The 23,886-nt window shown below is 40.5% G+C and carries 18 protein-coding genes; 9 read left to right on the top strand and 9 right to left on the bottom strand.

The genetic code is table 11. The features are described from left to right. The first annotated feature begins 693 nt into the window (after positions 1-693). From H6G69_RS22540 to hpnK, 3 genes are all read left to right on the top strand, one after another. A complete protein-coding gene (locus H6G69_RS22540; protein ID WP_190691358.1) occupies positions 694-1,524 on the top strand; it encodes a squalene/phytoene synthase family protein in 831 nt (276 codons plus the stop codon). Between the two features lie 322 nt (positions 1,525-1,846). Then, the gene (hpnJ, locus tag H6G69_RS22535; RefSeq protein WP_190691357.1) at positions 1,847-3,292 is read left to right on the top strand and encodes a hopanoid biosynthesis associated radical SAM protein HpnJ; all 1,446 of its coding nucleotides are present in this window, start codon (positions 1,847-1,849) and stop codon (positions 3,290-3,292) included. 78 nt (positions 3,293-3,370) lie between these two features. Continuing rightward, positions 3,371-4,282 (top strand): hopanoid biosynthesis-associated protein HpnK, encoded by a 912-nt coding sequence (gene hpnK, locus H6G69_RS22530; protein ID WP_190691356.1) that lies wholly within the window; start codon positions 3,371-3,373, stop codon positions 4,280-4,282. Here the strand turns inward: hpnK and H6G69_RS22525 are convergent. Then, positions 4,253-4,624 (bottom strand): DUF2237 family protein, encoded by a 372-nt coding sequence (locus tag H6G69_RS22525; protein ID WP_190691355.1) that lies wholly within the window; start codon positions 4,622-4,624, stop codon positions 4,253-4,255. The two genes, hpnK and H6G69_RS22525, sit on opposite strands and share 30 nt — an antisense overlap. Then, a complete protein-coding gene (locus tag H6G69_RS22520; protein ID WP_190691354.1) occupies positions 4,611-6,239 on the bottom strand; it encodes a cyclic peptide export ABC transporter in 1,629 nt (542 codons plus the stop codon). Before H6G69_RS22520 ends, H6G69_RS22525 begins: the two co-directional genes overlap by 14 nt. 299 nt (positions 6,240-6,538) lie before the next feature. Here H6G69_RS22520 and hpnI point away from each other — a divergent pair, with 299 nt between their 5' ends. Continuing rightward, the gene (gene hpnI, locus H6G69_RS22515) at positions 6,539-7,783 is read left to right on the top strand and encodes a bacteriohopanetetrol glucosamine biosynthesis glycosyltransferase HpnI (RefSeq protein WP_242072146.1); all 1,245 of its coding nucleotides are present in this window, start codon (positions 6,539-6,541) and stop codon (positions 7,781-7,783) included. A 326-nt stretch (positions 7,784-8,109) separates the two neighbouring features. On the opposite strand, the gene H6G69_RS22510 is transcribed toward hpnI, so the two are convergent. Beyond that, entirely contained in the window at positions 8,110-8,406 is a 297-nt protein-coding gene (locus H6G69_RS22510; protein WP_190691352.1) for a DUF3288 family protein, read from the bottom strand. A 232-nt stretch (positions 8,407-8,638) separates the two neighbouring features. Here H6G69_RS22510 and H6G69_RS22505 point away from each other — a divergent pair, with 232 nt between their 5' ends. Continuing rightward, entirely contained in the window at positions 8,639-11,083 is a 2,445-nt protein-coding gene (locus tag H6G69_RS22505) for an ATP-dependent Clp protease ATP-binding subunit (protein ID WP_190691351.1), read from the top strand. Positions 11,084-11,195: 112 nt separating this feature from the next. On the opposite strand, the gene H6G69_RS22500 is transcribed toward H6G69_RS22505, so the two are convergent. Further along, complete coding sequence (locus tag H6G69_RS22500; RefSeq protein WP_190691350.1) at positions 11,196-15,353, bottom strand: hypothetical protein; 4,158 nt, start codon at positions 15,351-15,353, stop codon at positions 11,196-11,198. A 937-nt stretch (positions 15,354-16,290) separates the two neighbouring features. Between H6G69_RS22500 and H6G69_RS22495 the strand changes: the two genes are divergently transcribed. Genes H6G69_RS22495 through cobT form a run of 3 tightly spaced genes read left to right on the top strand, consistent with a single transcriptional unit; the run spans position 16,291 to position 18,915 of the window. After that, positions 16,291-16,992: a Crp/Fnr family transcriptional regulator gene (locus tag H6G69_RS22495; protein WP_190691349.1), complete on the top strand. Its 702-nt coding sequence runs from the start codon at positions 16,291-16,293 to the stop codon at positions 16,990-16,992. A 13-nt stretch (positions 16,993-17,005) separates the two neighbouring features. Further along, positions 17,006-17,785 (top strand): DUF2232 domain-containing protein, encoded by a 780-nt coding sequence (locus H6G69_RS22490; protein ID WP_190691348.1) that lies wholly within the window; start codon positions 17,006-17,008, stop codon positions 17,783-17,785. Next, positions 17,782-18,915, top strand: coding sequence for a nicotinate mononucleotide-dependent phosphoribosyltransferase CobT (gene cobT / locus H6G69_RS22485; protein ID WP_242072145.1), 1,134 nt, complete (start codon positions 17,782-17,784; stop codon positions 18,913-18,915). The genes H6G69_RS22490 and cobT overlap by 4 nt, the downstream gene beginning before the upstream one ends. Before the next feature lie 61 nt (positions 18,916-18,976). On the opposite strand, the gene H6G69_RS22480 is transcribed toward cobT, so the two are convergent. After that, complete coding sequence (locus H6G69_RS22480) at positions 18,977-19,351, bottom strand: hypothetical protein (RefSeq protein WP_190691347.1); 375 nt, start codon at positions 19,349-19,351, stop codon at positions 18,977-18,979. An 828-nt stretch (positions 19,352-20,179) separates the two neighbouring features. Between H6G69_RS22480 and H6G69_RS22475 the strand changes: the two genes are divergently transcribed. Beyond that, positions 20,180-21,340: an extracellular solute-binding protein gene (locus H6G69_RS22475; RefSeq protein WP_190691346.1), complete on the top strand. Its 1,161-nt coding sequence runs from the start codon at positions 20,180-20,182 to the stop codon at positions 21,338-21,340. 84 nt (positions 21,341-21,424) lie between these two features. On the opposite strand, the gene H6G69_RS22470 is transcribed toward H6G69_RS22475, so the two are convergent. The 4 genes from H6G69_RS22470 to H6G69_RS34445 form a co-directional block, all read right to left on the bottom strand. Then, positions 21,425-21,607 (bottom strand): hypothetical protein, encoded by a 183-nt coding sequence (locus tag H6G69_RS22470; RefSeq protein ID WP_190691345.1) that lies wholly within the window; start codon positions 21,605-21,607, stop codon positions 21,425-21,427. Between the two features lie 28 nt (positions 21,608-21,635). Then, positions 21,636-22,175, bottom strand: coding sequence for a hypothetical protein (locus tag H6G69_RS22465; protein ID WP_190691344.1), 540 nt, complete (start codon positions 22,173-22,175; stop codon positions 21,636-21,638). 226 nt (positions 22,176-22,401) lie between these two features. Then, a complete protein-coding gene (locus tag H6G69_RS22460; RefSeq protein ID WP_190691343.1) occupies positions 22,402-22,953 on the bottom strand; it encodes an HNH endonuclease in 552 nt (183 codons plus the stop codon). 354 nt (positions 22,954-23,307) lie between these two features. Beyond that, complete coding sequence (locus tag H6G69_RS34445; RefSeq protein ID WP_277883436.1) at positions 23,308-23,436, bottom strand: hypothetical protein; 129 nt, start codon at positions 23,434-23,436, stop codon at positions 23,308-23,310. Between the last annotated feature and the right edge of the window lie 450 nt (positions 23,437-23,886).

Below are 23,886 nucleotides of genomic sequence, written 5' to 3'. Positions count from 1 at the left end.
TTTGTTCAGCAATCAAATACGAGTCCTATATTTTATTTAAGTTTAAGATAGGTAAAATGTTTTTTCCTCTTACTTGAGATAATGGAGTCTCATATATAGGACTTATATTTGATCTATGAAAAAAATCACTCCACCCGGATTAATCTTCTTTCCTATTCCCTACTCTCTAACTACACCACTATATTCAGAAATCAAACCGGATTCCTATATATTAGCCTGACGTAGTGCGTCATAGCGTGGCTGTGACTTAGTTAGCTGCTGACTGATGCATTGTTAGGCATCTTTTGTTGATTTATTCAGAATATTTTTATAATGTAGAAATTTTGTTTTGTATTTGATAGTGGGGGGTGGCGAAGGGAACCTACACTCGGATAAAGTTGTCGCTACCTACTGAACAACTCGGACAAAAAAAGCGCAGAATTTTAGCATAATTATTTATGTTTGTTGCAAAAAATTATGCTAAGAGGCTGCATAAAATCACACAGAACAAATTTCAGCAACCAAAGTCCTATATACTAGACATGACTTTGATAAGTTTAAATTTTTCGTTAGCTATGATACAAAGACTATTAATCTTTAAATGAAATACTAGTGCATCTAAAGCTTTTTAGTGAGATTGTGTAAAAAATACATCCCGGATCATCAGAAAATCAACTTCAAGTGGTGTAAAAACAACAGAGGGGAGTGGAAAACATGGATTTACGTGGTGATGCCTTGCAAATCCTCAAAGAAACTAGTCGAACTTTTTATATACCAATCAGTATTTTACCGTCAGGATTGCAAGAAGCCGTCGCATCAGCATACCTGTGTATGCGTGCCATTGATGAGATTGAAGATCATCCAGAACTGGATAACTCTACAAAGGCAAAACTGTTAAATACGATTAGCCTCACATTGCAGAGTGGCGTAGATGGCTTTGCGGTGGATGCTTTTTCCGCAGGGTTTAGCGACCATGAACACATCTTAGCAGAAGTAACTTTGAGAGTGAGAGAATGGTCTTTGTTAGCCCCGGAGACTATTGCACCACGGATTTGGGATGCAACTGCCGCAATGGCTGATAGGATGGCGTATTGGGCAGAAAAAAATTGGAAGATTAATAATGAAGCCGATTTAGATCGCTATACTTTTGGCGTTGCAGGTGCAGTTGGTTTGTTACTATCTGATTTATGGACTTGGTACGATGGCACACAAACCAACCGAACTTTAGCAATTGGTTTTGGCCGTGGCTTGCAGGCTGTCAACATCTTGCGTAACCATGTTGAAGACAGAGGACGTGGTGTAGACTTCTTCCCGGAAGGTTGGACAACGAAAAAAATGCAAGAGTATGCGCTGCGTAATTTAGCTTTGGCAGATGCTTATACTCAAGCTTTACCAGATGGACCTGCTTTAAACTTTTGCCAAATCCCCTTAGCATTAGCACATGGTACGATTGATGCTCTAGCTAATGGTAAAGAAAAACTCAGCCGTAGCGATGTTATTGCCCTACTTGAGCAATTGAATGCAGTGAATGTCAAAGCCAGTTAAATAACTTTACTTTGATAGGTACTATTGATTAAATAAGTTCAAGTTTAATAGGGCTGATTTTAGATAGTGGTGTATTTTGGTTGTTATTCCAAATTTTTAACTACATCGTAAATCTAAAAAAGCAATTAACTAAAAGTACAGATGTGAAGTTATCACGTCTGTACTTCAGCAAAACCCAAAATTAAGTAGACCAAATCAATTACAGCAGCATTGCCGATGAGTCTAAATTTATAGTTAATAAATCATCATCAAAAATATACTGCTGTAAATTAAACACTGAGATTAGGTAACTATCTGACTTAGATATTAAGGAGAGATATCGGTGAAGAAAACCTTATTTCTTAGTCCTCCTTCTTTTGATGGGTTTGATGGCGGTGCAGGTTCTCGCTACCAAGCCAAGCGGGAAATTACATCATTTTGGTATCCAACATGGTTGGCGCAACCAGCAGCACTGGTTCCTGGTAGCAAGTTGGTAGATGCGCCACCACACGGGCAAACTGTGGATGATGTGCTGGACATAGCTCAAGATTACGAGTTAATTGTGATGCACACAAGCACGCCATCATTAGCTAACGATGTCAAGTGTGCGGAAGCAATTAAAGCCAAAAATCCAGGTGTGGAAATTGGTTTTGTCGGCGCTCATGTGGCAGTTTTACCAGAGGAGACTTTACGGGATCATCCAATTATTGACTTTGTATGTCGCAATGAATTTGACTATACCTGTAAAGAATTAGCCGAAGGTAAACCTTGGTCAGATATTAAAGGATTGAGTTACCGCGATCGCTTCGGTAAAATTCATCATAATGCAGAGCGTGAGTTAATTCATGACTGGGATGCAATGCCCAGCGTTCTACCAGTTTATGCCCGTGACTTAGATATTACGAAATATTTCATCGGTTATTTACAACATCCATATATTTCTTTTTACACAGGGCGCGGCTGTCCGGCTAAATGTACTTTTTGTCTGTGGCCACAAACTATTGGTGGTCATCTTTATCGCCACAAAAGCCCGGAAGTTGTGGGACGAGAAATGGCCGAAGCTAAAGCAATTTTTGGCGACAAAGTGCGCGAGTATATGTTTGATGATGACACATTTACCATCGATAAACATCGGGCGATCGCCATTAGCGAACACATGAAACGCCTCAAGTTAACTTGGAGTTGCAACGCCCGCGCTAACCTAGATTACGATACCCTCAAACAACTGCGCGACAATGGTTTACGCTTACTCTTAGTTGGTTTTGAATCAGGTAATCAAGAAATTCTCAACCGCATTAAAAAAGGCATCAAATTAGAAGTGGCGCGGGAATTCATGAAAAACTGCCACAAATTGGGAATTACCGTCCACGGTACATTTATTATTGGGCTACCAATTGAAACCCAAGCAACCGTAGAAGAAACTATCCGCTTTGCTTGCGAACTTAGCCCCCACACAATTCAAGTTTCTATCGCCGCACCTTACCCAGGCACAGAACTTTATGAACAAGCCAAAGCCAACAACTGGTTTACCAACCAATCTTTAGTCGCAAACTCTGGTATTCAAACCTCCACACTACAATATCCCACCCTTTCCAGTGCCGAAATTGAAGATGCAGTTGAACAAATGTATCGCAAATTCTACTTCCGCCCCAAAGCTATCATCCCCATTGTCCGGGAAATGCTGACTGACCGTCAAATGCTAGTACGTCGCTTGCGTGAGGGTGGGGAGTTCTTCGCCTACCTCAAAGAACGCCGGACGCAAGCAATTGCCCATGCCCAGTCTAGTTAACAGACTAGAGGGGCTAGAAAAACTCCGCGTACCTCTGCGTTTACCTCAGCGATACTTTGCGTTTCAACTCCACCCTTCATGAACCCTCCAGAAAACCTCCACTCACCTCGTCGTTTCGCCATTATTAACGGTGATGACTTTGGCTTTTCTCGCGGTGTAAATCAAGCAATTATTAAGGCGCATAAACAAGGCATACTCACCAGCACCAGCTTAATGGTAACTGGTGAGGCTGCCGAAGAAGCGATCGCACTCGCCCAACAACACCCCGACTTAGCCGTTGGCTTACATTTAGTTTTGGTTTGTGGTCATTCTGTCTTACCGCCAGAACAAATTCCTCATTTAGTTGACGCACAAGGTAACTTCCCCAACAGTTCAGTTTTAGCTGGGTTGCGTTATCAATTTCAAAGTGCCGCCCGGGCAGAACTGCGGCAAGAAATTCGCGCCCAGTTAAGCAAGTTTCAAGCTTCTGGGTTGCCCCTTTCTCATGTAGATGGACATTTACACCTGCATGTTCATCCGGTGGTGTTGCAAATTTTAGTGGAATTAGCACCAGAGTTTGGTATCCGTTTCATCCGGCTACCCTCAGAAGAACTGGGGAAAACTCTCAAACTCAACCGTCAAGCCTTACTAACTAAATTAATTTGGTCAGGTGTGTTTGCCCAACTACGCCGTTATGGGGAAACTTTGCTTACATCTCACGGTATTAATTTTAGTGATAAAGTCTACGGGTTGTTGCAAACTGGCAATGTCACAGAAAAATACTTGCTGGGACTCATACCACAAATTGGCTCAAACTTGATAGAAATTTATTGCCATCCCGCCCAAGTGCAGGCGGGAGAAGCACTTAATGGCCCGCCTGCATCAGGTACAACAGAACTCGCCGCCCTGTTGAGCCACAAAGTACGTAAACTATTGATTGCCAATAATTTTGAGTTGACTAACTATCAAAAATTGGCAGCTTTAGGACACAGTGAGAGCATATTTTTTTAAATCTGTCAACGAACAGACTTCTAAAGCTCTGGCATGAGTAGATTCTAACACTACAGGCGGTGCTACACCTGCTTCTAGAGCTTCTTGCCAACGCGCCGCACACAAACACCAGCGATCGCCAGGCCGTAACCCAGGAAAATTATATTGTGGTATTGCTGTACTTAGGTCGTTACCTTGAGATTTAGTAAACTCCAAAAATTCGGCTGTGACTTGGGCGCAGACAACATGCATTCCCACATCTTGACCACCTGTACTACAAAAACCATCACGGTAAAATCCAGTCATTGGTGAAGTACAGCAAAGTTGCAAATCTGTGCCTAGAACATTTTTAGCTTCTGCCATCTTTAATACCCTCAATTTTGCCGTAGTCTAGTTTAATGATGCGGTCTGCTAGATGAAAATAGCGATCGTCATGGCTAATTACTAACACTGTTTTACCTTGATAGCGCAATTGTGGTAATAATTGGGTATAAAATAACTCCTTAAAATAGGGGTCTTGATCAGCCGCCCACTCATCAAATAAATAAATTGGTCGGTCTTCTAAATAGGCTGTTAATAAAGCTAGTCGCTTACGTTGCCCTTGAGAAAGGGCAGTAGTGGAAAGTTTACCATTGTGAATTTTAACTTTGCGGTCTAACTGGAGTTGCTTTAAATATTTTTGGGCTAAATTATCTAAATTGCTACTACTTAATCCTAAAAGTTCATCAAATAAGTAAAAATCCGAAAAGACTACCGCAAAATGTTGGCGATACCATTCTCGATTTTGGTCGGTAATTAATTCGCCATCAAAAACAATTTCTCCATTTTCAGGAATATATAGCCCGGTCATTAATTTTGCTAAGGTAGATTTGCCGCTACCATTGCCGCCCACAATGAATACTAATTCTTGCGGATAAAGTGTCAAATGGATGGGGCCAAGAATGAAGCCTTGTTCTTCTTGTTCTCTGTAATAACTATGAGTTATCCCGTGAAACTCTAAGGTATGCCAGACCATTTTTAATGGCTGTGGTATAGTCGCAACTTCCGCACGACTAGCCAAAGATAAACCCAAAGATTCGATTTTTTGTAAGGCAACATTGGCTTTACTCATTTGTGGTAAATTATTAATGATGTTATCCATAGGCAACATCAAATAAGTAAAGGTAAGAACATAGCCAGAGAGAGTTTGAGGATTAATAGTGATTAATTTGGGCAGGGCAAATAGTAAAAAGCCAATGGCAAAGAAAAATAGCAGTCTTCCCCAACTAGTTGTAGCAGCAAAAAAATTTAAACCACTCACATTGTGCCGCCGAAATTTGATTGCCGTTGATTGCAAATTGGTTTCTAAGAAGTCCTGACGGCGTTGATAATTAAGTTTGAGTTCTTTAACGCCCTGAGTCAGGGTTTGAAAATCTCTAAATAATAAATCTTGGTCATCACGGGCTAGGGCGAGTAATTTTCCACCTCGCTCAATCAGCCATTGACAACTACCGACTCCAACTACAATTAAACCACAAAGAATTAGTAATACCTGCCAAGATAACCAGGTAATATATCCCAAACACCCCAAAACAATCGCCAAATCAATACAAAGAAAAGGAATGACATACACAGCATTCGCCACTGCTTGTACATCTTCTGTTAAAATTGCTAGTAGTTTGGGATTACCTAGCTGTTCTAAATGGCTGAGTTCAGAAGTAAGAATTTGCCGACTCAAGCGCATTCGTAATTGCAAAACTGCATCTTGAGACAGGCGAATCAACATTATTTGCGAAATAATGCTAGTAATTAAAGCAACAATTACTAAGCCTAAAAAACCCCAAGCTATGTTTGCTAAAGCTGGGTGAGTGATGTCAGTACCCGCACTACTAATTAACGCGATTAGTCCCGCACTACTACCGCCACTTAAAAATCCCGTGACAATTGCAATTGCCACCATCTTCCAGGAAGAACGTAGCAGAAAGTAAATCAGATTCATAACAATTTTTTAACAACTAATTAAGTTTTCTTTCCTAGAGATAGCTGAAATATTTAATAATAAATTTATTCCCCACTCCCTCAAGTCAGACACTTATCTTACCAAAGTCATAACTTCGACATCTCAAAGTCATAGTTTTTTCATAAAAAAAATCTAAATTCTTATAGAGATAAAACAAAAAAGCCTTATATATTATTAGTATAAAAAGTTATATTTTTTACGGCTCTGGTTTAGCAAATTAACTTGACAAAAATACTTAATTAGTCTCCTAAAAACAGTACAGCTACTAGCCAGGCTGAATGAAATTGGCAGAGGCAGATTGTTTTTGGGATGGAGAACCATGCTTGCTTCAACTGAGGATAAATATGCTCGTGCTGCTGTGGTGCTTGTGCTTGTCAGCTGTTGTATTCTACTGTTATGGAATTTATGCCGCGATCGCTTTTTTACGCCAGCCCCAAATACATAATCTTGAGTTTCATCCACCTGTAACTATTTTAAAGCCATTGTGTGGGCTAGATAGCGATGCTTACGAAAATCTTGTTTCATTTTGCCAGCAAGATTACCCCCATTTTCAGATCATTTTTGCTGTACGCGATCGCCAAGATCCCATTATCAAAATTGTGGAAACAATTATTCAAGAATTTCCCAACTTAGATATTAATCTAGTAGTGAGCGATCGCCTCATTGGAGCAAATCTTAAAGTCAGCAATTTAGCCAACGCCTTCACTCAAGCTAAACACGAAATTTTAGTCATTGCTGATAGTGACATTCGTGTTAAATCAGATTATTTATCAACAGTTATTCAACCATTGCAAGATGAGACTGTGGGAGTTGTCACTTGTTTATATCGTTCCTTAGTTCAAGGATGGGTAACAACCTTAGAAGCAATTTGGACAGCCACAGATTTTCATCCAGGCGTGCTAGTTAGTAATCAAATAGAAGGGATTAAATTTGCCTTTGGTTCCACAATTGTCATTCGTAAATTAGTATTAGAAAAAATTGGTGGATTTGAAGCGATCGCCGATTATTTAGCAGATGATTTTCAACTAGGTAATTTCCCAGTTAAAGCAGGCTACAAAGTTATCTTATCTAATTATGTAGTTGAACATGTATTAGGCGACAGCACTATTGTCAATTCTTTACAACGCCAGATTCGCTGGGCGCGGGGTATTAGAGTTTCTCGCCCTTGGGGTTATCTAGGGCTAATTTTTACCTACGGTACAGTTACTAGCTTATTATTTTTAATAGTTACACAAGGTTCAACACTAGCTTGGATTAACCTAGCCATAGTTTGGACAATGCGGTTAGCTATGGGTTGGGTAGTTGGGGCAATTTTACTTCAGGACATAGTGACCAAAAAATATTTTTGGCTGATGCCGTTGTGGGATTTATTGCACTTTATGATGTGGTGTTGTGGCTTTGTTGGGGGAACAATTGAGTGGCACGGACACAAACTAAAATTAACTAAAGAAGGTAAATTAGTAGCTTTAAAACCAGATGCGCCGACAGTATTTTTTACGCCAGTAGAAGAAATACAAAATTAAAGCAATGATTAATCATTTATGAAAAAATACTACAGGTCGGCGTAAATAAACAGACTATCTATAAGAATCCGATTTGATTTCTGAAAAAATCTCAGTATGTGTAGGGTGTGTTAGGCGTAAGCCGTAACGTACCGAAAACTTTGCGGTAGATACGTTACGCTGTCGCTAACACATCCTACGTACATTTCAGAAATCAAATAAGCTAATCTTCATTTAAATTGCACTGTTTATGGTAATCAAAGCTGCAAACCCTCTCCCCTGCCCCCTGCCCCCTGCGATCTTAATTGGCTTTCTTAGATGCTTAACAGCTTATTAGTCCTATAAAACTAGTTCCAGTCCTGCTCTTCTTTTTTGCCACGACTTTTGTAAATTCCACCTACGTCATGAATTTGCTGGGTTTTGGCAAACAGTTCGGCTTCTGTTAAACCCCATTTTTGCATAACCTGATCTAAGGCTTGTTTGATGTCTCGCGCTCCTGGGAAGCCTTGATAGCGAATACGCAAACGAGCGAGTTCTGCCAAGTTATGGTCTGTTGGCTCTTGAGCGAGTAAAATATTAATAAGGGGAAAATCGCGGTTGTAAAGCGGATGTTGTTGTTCTTTACTTCCGTGCTGTTCTGCCATAGTTTATACCTTTAGTCGGATTATTAATTCATTCTGAGTCTAGAGTTGGGAATCTTCTCACGGCCTGATAATAAAAGATGAGGGCAAACCCACCTTAACTCTTACGGCTCTCACCACTGTCAGTCACTATTAAATATAGATACATTGTCTTTAAGAAAATACAAAAAAGTTTTATTGAGGGTGAACATTTACTCACCCCCAAGTCCAAGCAGCAAGGGAGCAAGAACCCGCTATGTTTGAACACTTCACTTCCGAAGCCATTAAGGTAATTATGCTAGCTCAGGAGGAAGCACGTCGCCTGGGACACAACTTCGTAGGAACTGAACAAATTCTCCTGGGTTTAATCGGAGAAGGAACGGGAGTTGCTGCCAAAGTGCTGAGTGAGTTGGGCGTTACCCTCAAAGAAGCACGTCGGGAAGTCGAAAAAATTATTGGTAGAGGTTCTGGTTTTGTACCACCAGAAATTCCTTTTACTCCTAAAGTAAAAAACCTCTTCGAGCAATCGTTTAAAGAAGCTCATAGTTTAGGACATAACTACATCAACACTGAACACTTACTTTTGGGATTGACTGAAGCTGGCGAAGGTGTCGCCGCGAAAGTGTTGCAAAATTTAGGTGTTGACCTCAGACTGATTCGGACTGCTGTTTTACGTCGTTTAGGTGAAGATGCTAATGTAGGTGCGGTAGCTGGTAATAGTCCACGGCGCAACCAACAAGCACTTACTTTAGAAGAATTCGGCAGAAATCTCAGCAAGTTAGCGCAAGAAGGTAAGTTAGACCCTGTAGTTGGTCGGGAAAAAGAAATTGAGCGTGCTATTCAAATTCTGGGTCGCCGGACAAAAAATAATCCTGTGTTGATTGGCGAACCAGGAGTTGGGAAAACTGCGATCGCAGAAGGTCTAGCACAACGTATTGTTAACCAAGATGTTCCAGAACTGTTGTTAAATAAACAAGTCATCAGCTTAGATATGGGCTTGTTAGTTGCTGGAACACGCTTCCGGGGTGATTTTGAAGAACGCCTGAAAAAAATCATGGACGAAATCCGCTCAGTCGGTAATATCGTCCTGGTAATTGATGAAATTCATACTCTTGTGGGTGCTGGCGGTACAGAAGGCGGCTTAGATGCAGCCAATATCCTCAAACCAGCCTTAGCACGGGGTGAACTTCAGTGCATTGGTGCAACAACTCTGGATGAGTACCGCAAGCACATCGAACGTGATGCGGCTTTAGAAAGACGTTTCCAACCAATTTTGGTGGGTGAACCGTCAGTTGAAGAAACTATTCAAATTCTCTATGGCTTGCGTGGTGCTTATGAACAGCATCACAAAGTAGAAATTTCGGATGCGGCTGTGTTAGCGGCGGCTCAATTATCAGATCGTTATATTAGCGATCGCTTTTTACCAGATAAAGCCATAGACTTAATTGACGAAGCTGGTTCTCGCGTCCGTCTGCGGAATTCTCAAAGTTCTGCGAATAAAGAACTCAAGCGTGAATTAGTTAGCGTGACTAAAGCTAAACATGAAGCCGTCAGACTTCAAGACTTTGACAAAGCAGGTGAACTGCGCGACAAAGAACTAGAACTGGAAGCGCAAATTAACCAAGAGCAAAGTATTGCTACTCCAGTGGTTGACGAAGAAGACATTGCTCAAATCGTCGCTTCTTGGACTGGTGTACCAGTTAACAAACTGACGGAATCTGAGTCAGAGTTGCTGTTGCACTTAGAAGATACGCTGCATCAACGTTTAATTGGTCAAGAACAAGCGGTTACTTCTGTATCCCGCGCTATTCGTCGCGCCAGAGTTGGGTTAAAAAATCCCAACCGTCCAATTGCTAGCTTTATCTTCTCTGGCCCCACAGGAGTTGGTAAAACAGAATTAGCTAAAGCATTAGCAGCTTACTTCTTTGGTTCAGAAGAATCCATGATTCGGTTAGATATGTCTGAATTCATGGAAAGCCATACTGTATCTAAGTTGATTGGTTCGCCTCCTGGTTATGTCGGCTACGACGAAGGCGGACAACTCACAGAAGCAGTGCGCCGCAAACCATACACTGTGTTGCTATTTGACGAAATTGAAAAAGCGCACCCAGATGTGTTCAATATGCTGCTGCAAATCTTAGATGATGGTCAGCTGACTGATGCTAAAGGTCGCAGAGTTGATTTCAAGAATACCTTGATTATTTTGACTTCTAACATTGGTTCTAAGGTAATTGAAAAAGGTGGTGGTAGTTTAGGTTTTGAATTTGATAATCAAGCTGAAGCTAGTTATCACCGCATCCGCAATTTAGTTAACGAAGAACTAAAAGCTTACTTCCGTCCTGAATTCCTCAACCGGGTTGATGAAATTATCGTCTTCACTCAACTTACCAGAGATGAAGTCAAGGAAATTTCTGAGATTATGCTGCGTGAGGTAGCTAATCGCTTGACGGAAAAAGGTATCATTTTGCAAGTCACTGAAGCATTTAAAGATTTGGTGGTACGGGAAGGTTATAACCCCAGCTATGGTGCAAGACCTTTACGCCGAGCAATTATGCGCTTGTTAGAAGATTCTCTGGCTGAAGCGTTGTTATCTGGTGAAATTGGCAATGGTGATACGGCTATTGTTGATGTAGATGATGATGGTCAAGTGAGAATTCGCAAGTCAGATACACGAGAGTTGCTTTTAGCTAATGCGCGTTAATCTTTAGTTTTAAATGTGAATTAATCCCTTGGCTGTTTTAGCCAGGGGATTTTTTTGTCCTCACGCAAAGGCGCAGACTTCGGCTTCGCTCAGTAACCAGAGGCGCAAAGAATTACATCGTGGAGGTTTGGACTTGAGCGAAGTTAACTATGTATGGTTCTTCTAATGATTGTTGGGTACTGGCTTTGATGGCTTCTAAATAATGGCGTAACACCAATAATTGTTGGGAGTTGGGGCGGTAGGTAAGATTGCCTTGCTTTTCAAAGAGGGGTGTAGATGCGATCGCCTGGTAATCTATATTGTCATGGGAATGTTGTGTTAACCATGTAGACTCAGGTGGTGAAGGTATTAAGCCAGGTGGTAATTCACCTTCTAAGAAGGCTAATAACCTTTGCTGGCAAATACTGGTATTAATTCCTCGTTCCTCGAATAACTGTAGCACTTCGTGAAATGATAAGGTACGCTCTGGTAAAAGTCGCAGTAATTCGGTAAACAAGAAATAATCAGTGTACTGCTGCCTTGGTTCTTCTAAAATTTGGGAATGCAGGGGTAACATTGCCAAGCCGAATGCTACTCGGCTGCAATTGGGTGCGCCATTGTCACCGAGATATGCGTCTTGAATAATTTTGGCGTTGGGGAGTTTTTGTCGTAGCCAATGGTGGACAACTCCTAATGATGCAACTCCACCAGTAAGGACTGCTTGATTAATTGCTTCTGTGGGAATACCCCGCGCCACTAGTAATTTGTTGAGTTCGCGGTTGAGTCGGCGCACAAAGGGAATGAATACTTGGCTTTCTAAGTCTCGCCGTTGCAGTATCCATTGTTGGTCTGCCAAAGCTAGAGTAAAAGTATCTTGATGTTGCAAAATTAACTTCAAGGCTAGGGCTGCTTCTAAAAGAGCTTGTCCTAAGAGAGAACTTTCCAGGTGCTGCTGCAAACGAATTCGCACACCTAAATCTGGTTCTCCGGCTCTGGGTAAGTCCAAATTTTCTAAGCCTAAACTTTGCCACTGCATTTTGTTAACTTCCGGAAAAGCAGGTTGCCAATGCCAAGGGTTACTAGGATTATTTGAACTATCTTCTGGGTTTTTTGTACGTGTTTGTCGGTATTTAGGCGGAATTAATAATTGGCAAATAATATCTTGTTCAATACCTTTACTGGCGTAGGCAAAACTATGCAGCATAAAGTCATGATGTGCCAAGTGCAACAGATTTTCGGGGATATCCACTAAGGACATCTCTGTGGCAGTTGCGCCAATATTCATGACCAAAGTGTTGCCTAATAGAGGTTCGGTGGTTTTAACTGGTTGCAAACCGTCGCGATCGCTCACTTGAATGATGTTGCCGTGAGTTTTATCGAATAAACTAATTAAACTGGCGATCGCTTCTTCGATAAAAAATACTTGCTGGGGATGTTGGATAATTTTGCTTGTTAATAAAGCTTCCCGGACGTTAAAGCGATATTGTTCTGACCAGCTAGAGGGGGAAGTACAAATTACACCAGCAATTTTATTAATAATTGTGTGGAAAGTTGCTCGCTCAATTCCCACTGCGGTAGCAACTAAACCTTGAGTTGTGCTATGCCGATCTGATTTTATCGTTAAAAGTAGCTTAGAGAGCGATCGCACTACCCAAATTAATGGCCCTGCTGACAGTTCATTAAATTGCAGCACAGGTTCCCATTTTTTTTGTTCACTTTTGTAGGGAATGGCTACCTGTAAATAGGGTTTTAACTGTGCCGAACATTGACTACTTTTTTGCGGCGAATTTGCAGAAGTCGTGGGTAAATAAACTTCCGCAGGTAAGCGAAATGACTGTTGAAAAGAAGTCACTCCCGGAATATTTTCGGCTGACCAATATATGGGATAGACAACTAAATTGGAACGATTTAATAAAGCCGCAGAAATCCCAGTTGTGCCTAAATCAATTCCCAAATACCAAACGGAATTATGCACATCGACTGGAACTTCTACTAAATTTTCTGAACCAGAGCCAGTGTTTGTAACTTCCTTTTTTTTTTCGTTAGTGGGGCTAAAGTTTAAATCAACATCAGTTTGTGGTGATGATATTGGTGCAACTGGTGGTATTGCTGGACGAGAAAAAGCTACATTGGGCGCGTGGTCAATTGTTTGAGGATGCGGAACAGTTAAATTTTGCGGTTCTTGGCTATCTTCTAAATTGTATAAATCAGGGTCAAGTGGTGGCTGATAGTTGAGCAACTCATCAAAATTGGCTAAATCTTGATTTAATTGCTGCAACTGTTCTTCATTTAAAGAAATATTTGGCACATCGGCTGACTGAATTATTTCCGACGAGAGCAAATTTTCTTGAGGCAAAGCGGGGATATAAGTATCCTTGGCAGACTCTGGTACTTCAGTCACAATTTTGCTTGAGTCATCAGTCGTAGTTAATACTTCTGAGGGAGACAAACCAGGCCATAATTGCTCTTCACTACTTACCTGTGCAAAAAGCTCACTGAGGGAAGCAATTGTATCATCATGAGATGGTTGTACTGAGATATCGTTTGTCTGATAACGAGAATAACTCAAGGTAGTGGCTGGTTCTACAGACTCTTCCTCAAAAAACAATTCTTGTTGAAAATCTGACGATAAATCTGAAAACTGGGCAGAATTACTAGATGTTTGCTGTGGCTGAAGGTTGCCGATTTCTAATAAACCTGCATCAGATTGAGTGAAAATAGAATCTGGTAATCCTCCAGTATCTACTTGAGGTATGGGTTCGTTAGTTGATAATTCTTCTGGGTTGGCTGGTGTTAATAGCTGACTATCTTGCGGAGTGGAGTGGAGGTCATCAGTGCTATCAATTGGGGGTGAAGTTTCTGGTTGTTCTTCTACAAAATGGAGAGCAGAAGAACTATCACTGAAATTGAAAGAGGGAAAATCTTGTGTTGGTTCTTTGGGGGTAACATCAGCATTCGGTTCTGCCACAGGAGTGATGCTGAATAAACTGGCGTAAAGTTGATCTACCTCATCAGTTAATTCTGAATTTTGCAGGAATTCTAAAGGTGGGGGTAGAGACTCATTTAAGTTACTAGCAACTAACGATTCACTGTTTTGTAACAATGATGGAGATGGTGAATGCTCTACATTTTCCCAGTCGCCAACACCTAAACCCAAATCTGCAAATTCTAATTCAATTGGGGTAGCAGCAATATTACTTTGTTGGGGGAGATTACCAGTTAGCTCGAATAGTACTGCATCAAGGTCAGTTGTCGCTAATTCCTCTGCTGAATTAACTACAGGTGCAAATTCTACTTCTGACTGTGGCGTTTCTATTGATGGTTTAACTACCTCAGCAGTTTTATTTACTGGTTTGGTCGATTCTAGAGTAGCAGGATCATCTTTGGTTGGGAATGGCGATCGCCGTCCTGTTTCTTTGACTCCAGCAACATCAGACTGAATACTAGCCGTTTGTTGTTGTAAATGCTGGGTCAAATTGTTCAGCAAGCTCACCATCAACTGTTCACCTTGCAATCCCGTACTGTGCATTTTTGCCAGTGCTTGAGACAAGGATTCGTGATAAGTATTAATATTGCGTTGTAGTGCCTCAAAGACAAAATTCACCGTGCCATCAAGAGACAGCAAACGCTGATCTAATTCTCTCGTAAACTGATTTAAACGTTCTACCTGTGATGATTCTAATAAAGGTGGTGTGGCAGCAGATGTGATTTCTGGGCTACTGTAATGAACTGTACTGCTAGCAGCAACACCAGGCGTAATTTCTTGAATATGTGGGGTGACAGTGGGGACAAGACGACTCATTAAAACTTGCAGAAATTCACCAATAATCTGTTCTTGATTGGCCAACTGCTGACTTATGGAGTAATTTTGCAGTCGCTTCTGCTCCAACTGCCTAATTTCCTGCATCAGGGTTGAGCGTTCTTGCAATAATGCGGTTAATTCTGCCTGTAGTGGCTGGATGAGGATCGCTAGTTCACTTTTGAGTTGGTTGCCAATACCCTCATTGTCTATCTGTTTGGCTGGGTTTTGGGGCGCAGCAGACTGATTATTAACCTGTTCTGCGTATTTCGCCAATAAAGGAGATGTTGGGATTTGTCCAGTCGGCTGAGGAATAGGACTCTGTGACTCCTCAGTTTCTCTTAACTTCAGGAGTAAATTGCGAACTCTTTCTAAAACTTCTCTAGCTTCTGGCACTGGGCCAGACAGCAGCTTGGGCAGTCGCTTACCATTAGTTAGTAAGTTATCAATGTCTGCGATCAGTTTTTGAATTTCATCAGCGCGGGAAGTCACTTTGAGTTACCTTAGCTAGAACTGGATTTTAACTTGTGTGAGAAATTTACGCTTATCAAAATTAACCGAATCAACTGCCGTTCAGATGCCTGATGGCAATTTTATGATGACTAGGCATCTTGGTAATTAGCGCGATCGCTAATTGAAGTACAAGGATACAAGAAATATTCCGTAGTTGTCAGCCAAGGCGGTTGACTAGGTACTTTGCCCCTCACCATACTGGCGATGTTACAGCCTCTGGGACTTCTCGAGCAAAAACATCAAAAAATGCAACAAATATGCACAATTTTCCGGTCAGGTTACAAGCATACGTAGGTACAAGTATATAATTGTTTACAACTTGCCCAACCTCGTCGCCCTTACCCAAGCCTGAACAGACAATTTTGGTACATTAGTCCTAATAAAGCTTAGTCTGACTCAACATATTGTCAAAAACACCACATCTACAAGGCAAATTCCCTCCACTGGATATCCACACGCGCTCATTAATCTAACTAACGAGCTGATGAATGGCAAGTCAGCAACCCAAATAACGAGTTCTGCTTGATCGTGGTTGGCGATCGCATCATACACTTATATCTGACACCCACCGTGATGGAGACAGTTTTTGATTACCATCTTGACTGTCAGAAATTTTGCGTTAGCAAAAATTAACTACTTTGAGTATCATTAATGTTGTTTACCTGTATTTTACTAAGTAAATATTTTGGCAATACTGCTAGGCTCTGCAAAATGATTGCAGAGAAACTTAATTACTCATTGCACTAGTTTTGCTGTATTTAAATTTCGTCAGTCAAGACTGTTGAGCAAAATGCCTTGATTATTTTTCTATCTACTTTAGCTGAAATTTCTATTTAATCGAGTTACCCATATAACTCACTTAAGGAGAATATAGCAGTCTTATTTATTTTAATCGCAGTTTTAATAAAATTTCGTAATGGGAGACCGATATACATTGCAAGAACCTCATAATCCTTGGATCAAATCGACTCCCTTTTTTCAAGGGTTGCCTGACGCTATTGTGGAACTAGCTCTTACCCACCTTGTTACTCGCACCCACCCAGCCAATCAAGTAATTTTGTTGGAAAATGATTGGGGTGGTTCTGTTTATTTTATATTCGAGGGTTGGGTAAAAATTCGCACTTATAACTTAGAAGGCAAAGAAGTCACCCTGAATATTCTTGGCAAAGGCGAACTATTTGGAGAAATGGCAGCTTTAGATGAAGTACCCCGTTCGACTGATGTCATTACTCTCACAGCTACAGTAATTGGCAGTATGCCTGCTCAAGATTTTGTGAAATTACTGCACACAGAACCTTTAGCAGGAGTAAGATTATCCCAACTCATGGCTAGGCGTTTGCGACAAGTAAATCGCCGCCTGCGGTTACGAGAATCAGATAGTCAATCACGGGTAGCTGATACATTGCTGTTCTTAGCCGAAGGGCAAGGAAAAAAAGCGCGCACCGGAGAAACTGAAATTCCTAATTTACCTCACCGAGAATTAAGTAGCCTCAGTGGACTAGCGCGAGAAACAGTAACCAGGGTCTTGACTAGGTTAGAAAAGAAAGGGTTAATTAAACGGGATCAAGAAAGTATTTGCATTCCTGATGTGTTAGCTCTGGAAAAAATGATAGTTTAAAGAATTTTCTCAAATGAGTATTGTAAATTCTCTGCCGGAAGAGCCAGAGGAAAGCCTGAATCCTGAATCAAAATCTGCTCAAAATCAAGGAGGTGATGCCCAAGAACAATTACCACAACCAGACATTTTCCCCGAAGCTGAAAACTTGAGCCAATTGCAACCTCCCCAACTAAAAGCAGCTGCACCTTTGCGGCTAGTAGAAACGGCATTTTTAGCCAGCACTGCTAGTTTGATTTGGTTTATTAATTTCTACTTTCCTTTAGGCCCGGTTTTACGGATATTTTTTCCTGTGCCAATCGCTCTAGTTTACCTGCGATGGGGTCATCGTGCTGCATGGATGGCTGCTATCACTTCTGGTTTATTGTTATCTGTGTTGATGGGGCCAGTTCGTAGTCTTTTGTTTGTGATGCCTTATGCCTTTATGGGTGTACTATTGGGAGCAACTTGGCATCGTCGTGTGCCTTGGGTTGTTTCGATTACTCTGGCTAGTTTATTAGGTAGTTTGGGCTTCTTTTTTCGGATGTGGTTGCTGTCGATATTATCCAATGAAGATTTATGGATTTATCTGATTAACCAAGTTACTGAAATTGCCGAGTGGATATTTCTCAAATTAGGATTATTAACTAGTCCCAGTGTCTTTGTGATTCAATTAGGGGCTATAGCCTTGGTTGTACTGAATAACTTTATCTATTTGTTTGTAGTACACGTCGCTGCATGGCTTTTATTAGATAGGTTGGGTAATCCGATTCCTCGTCCCCCACAGTGGGTACAAGTGCTGCTGGATTATGAATGATGTTATTTATCAATGACTTAATTCGGATTTATTCTCAAATAGAACAGGGCAAAGCTTGGTTAGCTAAATACCGAGGTTGTTTGCCAAGTTTTGCCTGTGTTTTAGGCTTTACGCAAACAGCTTTGATTCCCGGAATTTCGGCGGCTGGTAGCACACCGGAAGACCGTAAGTACACAGCTTGTGCAGATGCTGAGTTTTTATACTACGGCGCAAAACATCAACCGCAATATCCTTTACCACCACTAACGGCAGGGGCATCACCTGTACTGATTTCTCGTGCTGTGGTGGAAGGGCTAAATATCCCACTTTATTTATTTAATGCTGGATTGCCGCAACTTCCGGCTGTACCTGCTATTGATTTAGGCGGTGCGTCGGCGCGGTGTTTAAGTACAAGTAAGGCAATGGATCTAGCAACAGTTAAACATTTGCTAGAACAAGGGTTAATATGGGGCGATCGCTTGGCGGCAGAAGTCCCTCACAGTTATATAATCTTAAGTGAGTGTGTCGTTGGTGGCACAACCACGGCTTTAGCTATTCTCACAGCTTTGGGAATAGATGCAGTTGGTAAAGTCAACAGCAGCCATCCAATTTGTAACCATCAACAAAAATGGGAAATAGTACAAGCAGGATTGGAGAAAATTCCGCGCGATGCCGAACCATTAGAAATTGTTGCGGCAGTTGGCGATCCTATGCAAATAGTTGTAGCAGGAATGGCGATCGCTGCTAGCCGTCGTTGTGGTGTTATGCTAGCAGGTGGTACACAAATGCTCGCAGTTTACGCCTTAACTACAGTAATTTCTCAAACCTACAATTTATTTTGGCAACCCACACAAGTAATTGTTGGCACAACTCGCTGGGTTGCAGAAGATCCCACTGGCGGAACTGTTGATTTAGCAATCAGCTTAAATAAAGGAACTACAAATCACGGAATCATTCCTTCCCTACTTGCCACACAGCTAAATTTTACTAATTCTCGTTACCCCCAACTTCAAGCCTATGAAAAAGGTTTTGTGAAAGAAGGTGTGGGCGCAGGAGCCGCTAGTATTGCAGCCCATCTCTACCAAAATTGGCAACAAGACAAACTTTTAACTGCAATTGAAAACCAATTACAGCAAATTAGCCAAAATTAAACATAAAAATACCGGACTAAAAAAGCTCCGGTAAATTCTCTTAAGGCTGACTATTGAACCATTAATGAATTCTTTCCCGGAGTAATTGTTCTTCTAATGCCGCAATGCGGTTATAAGCTGCGGTTAACTGCGCTGTCAGACGTTGTATCTGAATTTCTGGCGATAAAACCTTATCCCCACCTTGACGATTCATATCTAAATAAACGCCGTCTGTTAAAACATCTTTGTGTTCTAATTCTTGATTAAAACTGATTTGTCCTTTTAACTGATAGGGAAAAGTTTCACCATTTTCTTGATAGTTATTTTTTCCTTGTGTTTTTGACAAAGAACACTCTGAGAAAGCTTGAGCTACTCTATGGTCAAGCTGCTCAATTACCTGGTAGAGGGCATCCAGTTTATGGCTCAAAGTCAGGATCTGGTTTTGTAATGGCTCCATCTACTACCCTCGTCAGTATATTTTCTCCATGTTATTCAATTTATTGGCAACGTTAACCATACTTATGAATTATTTAATTATTCAAATAATATGTCTAATTGTTATATCTAAGTCATTAATTTTCAATCTTCCTCAATCTTAGATTGAAGCAATAATCTATTCATATATTGCGAAATGTTAATTTAGTGTAATTTCTTTTTAGAAAAACTCTGTAATTGTCATAAAGATAAAGAGTTCAACATTCAACAAAAATGCTGATTATTGCAAATTTTTGCTGATTTTTCGAGATTAAATAGATTTTTTTCTGTTCCTATACACCAAATAGCTGTTGAGCTTGACTAGCAAGTTTTTTCAGAACCTTAGGGTGATAGCAAAATCCGCGTTAAAGAGGAAAAAAACGAATTAATGACAGAATAGGCTTGTCAATGATAGGTTTGTGGCAATCATTTTTCTACTTTATTTTTATATCAGAAAAATTTATATCATCATCGAAGTTAATGCCTGAATTACTTGTCAAAGCAAGAAACAGGGTTAAGGAAACTGTAAAGACTAACAAAACTCGGTTGGGTGTAAAAATCCAAGATTTTTTGAATAAATCTGAGACTAACAATAAAGAAGCAATAAATTTGGGTAAAATTAATCGCTGATCACCGCAGATGAAGGCAGATACACTATTTGTGATTGTGCTAATCTTGCTGTGGCATTTCATTCAATGTCAATGTTATGTGACGATAGTCAAGCAGTTTTCAACAAACCTCATTCCTACTCACTATCCCTTATGCTTGTAAGAGAATAGTTGAGAATCTTACTTTACATATCCAAGAATCAATGGATCGACGGTCTTTTTTACTCAGTCTAGGTGGATTAGCATTTTCGCAACTGCTGGTTGGATGTGGTGACAACAACCAAACAAAACTCAGTATTCAGTTATTGAAAGGTTCTATTCCTGGTCAAATAGTCGATATATTTCATCAAAGGTTACAACAAAAAGCGCAGTTAAAATTTGCTCCGGTTGACCAAATCCAGAATTTATATAAACAACTACAGAATTGGCAAGAAAAACCAAAAAGTAACAATCAACAACCTTGGACTCGCTGGATTCCATTTATGTCAGCGCAAACCACATCTGTGGTAGATTTAGTGAGTTTAGGCGATTATTGGCTGAAAGCAGCAATTGAGCAAAAACTGATTCAACCTCTAGAAGAAGCAGAAATTAAACAATTCAAATCATGGTCGGGATTGGATGACAGATGGCGACAACTAGTTACGCGTAATGACCAAGGTTATCTAGATTCGCAAGGTAAAGTTTGGGCAGCCCCTTATCGTTGGGGTAGTACTGTAATAGTGTACGATCGCCATAAATTCCAACAATTAGGATGGCAACCACAAGATTGGGGTGATTTATGGCGCGATGGGTTGCGATCGCGCATATCGATCATAGATAATCCCAGAGAAGTCATTGGGATAGTGTTAAAAAAGCTTGGTAAATCTTACAACACAGAGAATCTCGATACAGTAGCAAATCTAGAAACAGAATTAAAGTCACTCAATCAACAAGTCAAAATATATACTAACAATAATTATTTAGAACCTCTAATTATTGGCGACACATGGTTAGCAGTCGGTTGGTCAAGTGATGTTTTACCAATACTGGCAAGTTATCCACAATTGAGTGTAGTGATTCCGCCCTCAGGAACAGCTATGTGGGCTGACTTATGGGTGCGCCCTACTAGTGCGAAAAACAATGACCTCTCATCCAAATGGATTGATTTTTGTTGGCAACCAGAGATAGCTAAACAAATTATCATCAAGACAAAAACTAATTCACCCATGTTTGCAAATCTAGCCCCTAACGATATTCAAGACCCAATACGCAGCTTCTTAGAAACCAATCGTCAAGTGTTTAATAAAAGTGAATTTTTGTTAGCATTACCAACATCAACCACAAAACAATACGAATCTTTATTCACCAAAATTAAGACTTTTTAGGTAAACACATATCTTGCACGCCTGCGACTGAAGTCGCAGCTACACAGACAAAACCCCTGACGCTCCTGCGTCGCTAACGCTGCGCTAACGGGTTCGGGGGTGACGCTCCTTCGTCGCTAACGCTGCGCTAACGCAATCGACGGGAACCGCCAAGACTGCGACCCCCTCACCGCCTGCGCGGGTTCCAAACCCTTGATATTGCGTTAGTCCGCGTAGGCGGACTTCGTTTGTATAGCCGCGAATTCCATTCGCTGGGGCTAGGTGCAAGATGTGAATAAACTAGTAAAAATGTTCATCACTCAGAAGATTGCTGTAAGCCTAATCGATTGAGAGAATTTATCTGAATACTGCATTGTGTCGGGCTAGTCTGAAAATTACAGGTGTAGCTTGCCAACATTTCCTGCTGATAATTAAAAACCCTTAAATTATAAATATCCTTTCTCGCAACGCTACCTAGACGATTGACAAAGCTGTAGCGTTCTAAATAGTCTAAAATGCTCCAAATTTGCTGGTTGACAATTAAATCTACACGCCCAGGTGATGTTGCAGAAGCCGGATAAGCAATCCAATTATCTAACAACTTGTTTTCAGAATTAGCTTGAGCTAACCACAAACTCGGTTTTGTTAATCCTTGTGGGTTAATAGTATTAGCGGTAATTACTGTATCGTTTGGTTTAGTCAATAAGCTCAATTCCAAAGGTGCATCTGATGGCAGTGGAACAGATGATGTTTGTGCAAAAGACTGTGAAATAGGTAACAGGGGAATTGCGCTTAGGCTAAAGCCAAGTAATAGTTGCAGCGATTTTGGAAAAACTAGCAATTTTGCTCTCAGCATAACTAATATCATCTGTTCAATTATAGAGATAGTTGCCTAGCGATTGAACTTTATGGTGACATAATTATGAGTGGCTAAAAACATTTTTAGATAGGACTTACGCAAGAGAAAGAAAAATCAAGGTTTTAGGAAAGGGTGTAAGGGTATGACGATGTATGTATCCAAACCCGTTAACCCCTAACCCCAGGCGTAAGTCCTGTTAGGGTTAGCAAATGGAATACCATCACTAACCTTTGTGTGCCAATTCAGTTTCACTCAGGTTTTGTGCGCTCCAGAATTGTTCAGCAAATGCAACAGCAGGGTGAATTGGTGCTTTAGGTTTGTTTTTTAGTACCATTCCCGCTTCATGAGGTAAGCGATCGCTCTTAGTTGAGTTACACTTAGCGCAAGCTGTCACAACGTTATCCCAAGTATGTTGTCCGCCTTTAGAACGAGGGATGACATGATCAAGTGTTAAATGCTTGGTACTACCGCAATATTGGCAAGTGTGATTGTCTCGCTTCAAAACTTCACGACGGTTTACAGGCGGAACTTTCCAATGTCTTTCAGGATTTCCAACTGTCAAGCGGATATGTTCGGGTACTTGTAGTACAACACTGGGAGAGCGAATTTCCCACTGCTTAGTAGCACCAAAATTTAAAGATTCAGCTTGACCTGTCACTAATAGCACGATCGCCCGTTTAATATTGATGCGTGCTAGTGGTAAGTAATTTTTCGAGAACACTACAACGGAGTTTTGTAGTATATGTGATTGTTTACTTGGTGGTTGAGCTTGCATAAGTTGATTCGCTTGTCAAAAAATAACCCCCGCATCTTTTCGTCAGCTGCGGGGGTCAGGTAGTTGATACTGTTTGCCTCATATTTGGTGTCAGAATTGACCTGCACCCCCCGCTATTGATATATCGATCTAGTTTGGCTCCCTCTGGGCTAGAACTTAGTAATTTCCAGTTCATCAATTGATATGCTGCCTTAATTATCGATAGCACAATACCTCTGCCTGAGCCTCTGGCAAGTTTGCAATGCACTGAACTATTTAAGGAAAATGTTAATCTGCGGTTCATCGGTTTTTATATTATTTGGATATCTTAAGTAATAATTATATATTACACCTGTAATATACCTTTGTCTACTATCAATCGTCGATTAACCCCCATTTTTGGTAAAGTGATATACCAAATTTCTCAGCACTCACCAAAAAAATTAGGGCTTGCTGAAAAAGTGCGATCGCTGGAGTAAGACTGAAGTCTTCTTTCAGTTTCACAGATTGCTTTTTCTCAAAAATCAAATATGAATCCTTATCTGTAATAATCTGCACGTAAAAAATCCCCAGCTTATTTAAGAAGTCGATGATTTTTTATCGTTAAAGTAAATACAAAAATTTTTGCCAACAATGCTTTAATAAAGTTATCAACTTGAAAAAAGATAAGTTGTGCAACCACTTTCTTGTCTTCTGGCTTGAAAGGGCTGAGTAAGCATAGTGCTAGCTCTTTCAGACAATGCCCGTTCAATCAACTGCGTCAAGACTGGCTTATGCTGACAATAAAGATTTATAAAAACATAATTATAATAAATAACTCAATTTGAGTATCTAAAATATTTATTAAAATTATTTATGCAAAAATTGAGATTTCAAAGCAATAAATCTCCAAAAATAATTTTATTGCTCAGATTCCTATTCGCTATTAGTAAGTAAATTAGAAATTTATCATCA

The organism is Nostoc sp. FACHB-110, assembly GCF_014697425.1.
Taxonomy (GTDB): domain Bacteria; phylum Cyanobacteriota; class Cyanobacteriia; order Cyanobacteriales; family Nostocaceae; genus Nostoc_B.
Note: the sequence above shows the minus strand (reverse complement) of the source record. Positions and strands in the feature narration are given on the sequence as shown.

Bases quoted from the DNA above. Each gene is read 5' to 3' on its own strand.
- H6G69_RS22540 (WP_190691358.1), top strand. From the start codon at position 694: ATGGATTTACGTGGTGATGCCTTGCAAATCCTCAAAGAAACTAGTCGA.
- hpnK (WP_190691356.1), top strand. From the start codon at position 3,371: ATGAACCCTCCAGAAAACCTCCACTCACCTCGTCGTTTCGCCATTATT.
- H6G69_RS22525 (WP_190691355.1), bottom strand. From the start codon at position 4,624: ATGGCAGAAGCTAAAAATGTTCTAGGCACAGATTTGCAACTTTGCTGT.
- H6G69_RS22520 (WP_190691354.1), bottom strand. From the start codon at position 6,239: ATGAATCTGATTTACTTTCTGCTACGTTCTTCCTGGAAGATGGTGGCA.
- hpnI (WP_242072146.1), top strand. From the start codon at position 6,539: ATGAAATTGGCAGAGGCAGATTGTTTTTGGGATGGAGAACCATGCTTG.
- H6G69_RS22510 (WP_190691352.1), bottom strand. From the start codon at position 8,406: ATGGCAGAACAGCACGGAAGTAAAGAACAACAACATCCGCTTTACAAC.
- H6G69_RS22505 (WP_190691351.1), top strand. From the start codon at position 8,639: ATGTTTGAACACTTCACTTCCGAAGCCATTAAGGTAATTATGCTAGCT.
- H6G69_RS22495 (WP_190691349.1), top strand. From the start codon at position 16,291: ATGGGAGACCGATATACATTGCAAGAACCTCATAATCCTTGGATCAAA.
- H6G69_RS22490 (WP_190691348.1), top strand. From the start codon at position 17,006: ATGAGTATTGTAAATTCTCTGCCGGAAGAGCCAGAGGAAAGCCTGAAT.
- cobT (WP_242072145.1), top strand. From the start codon at position 17,782: ATGATGTTATTTATCAATGACTTAATTCGGATTTATTCTCAAATAGAA.
- H6G69_RS22480 (WP_190691347.1), bottom strand. From the start codon at position 19,351: ATGGAGCCATTACAAAACCAGATCCTGACTTTGAGCCATAAACTGGAT.
- H6G69_RS22475 (WP_190691346.1), top strand. From the start codon at position 20,180: ATGGATCGACGGTCTTTTTTACTCAGTCTAGGTGGATTAGCATTTTCG.
- H6G69_RS22465 (WP_190691344.1), bottom strand. From the start codon at position 22,175: ATGCTGAGAGCAAAATTGCTAGTTTTTCCAAAATCGCTGCAACTATTA.
- H6G69_RS22460 (WP_190691343.1), bottom strand. From the start codon at position 22,953: ATGCAAGCTCAACCACCAAGTAAACAATCACATATACTACAAAACTCC.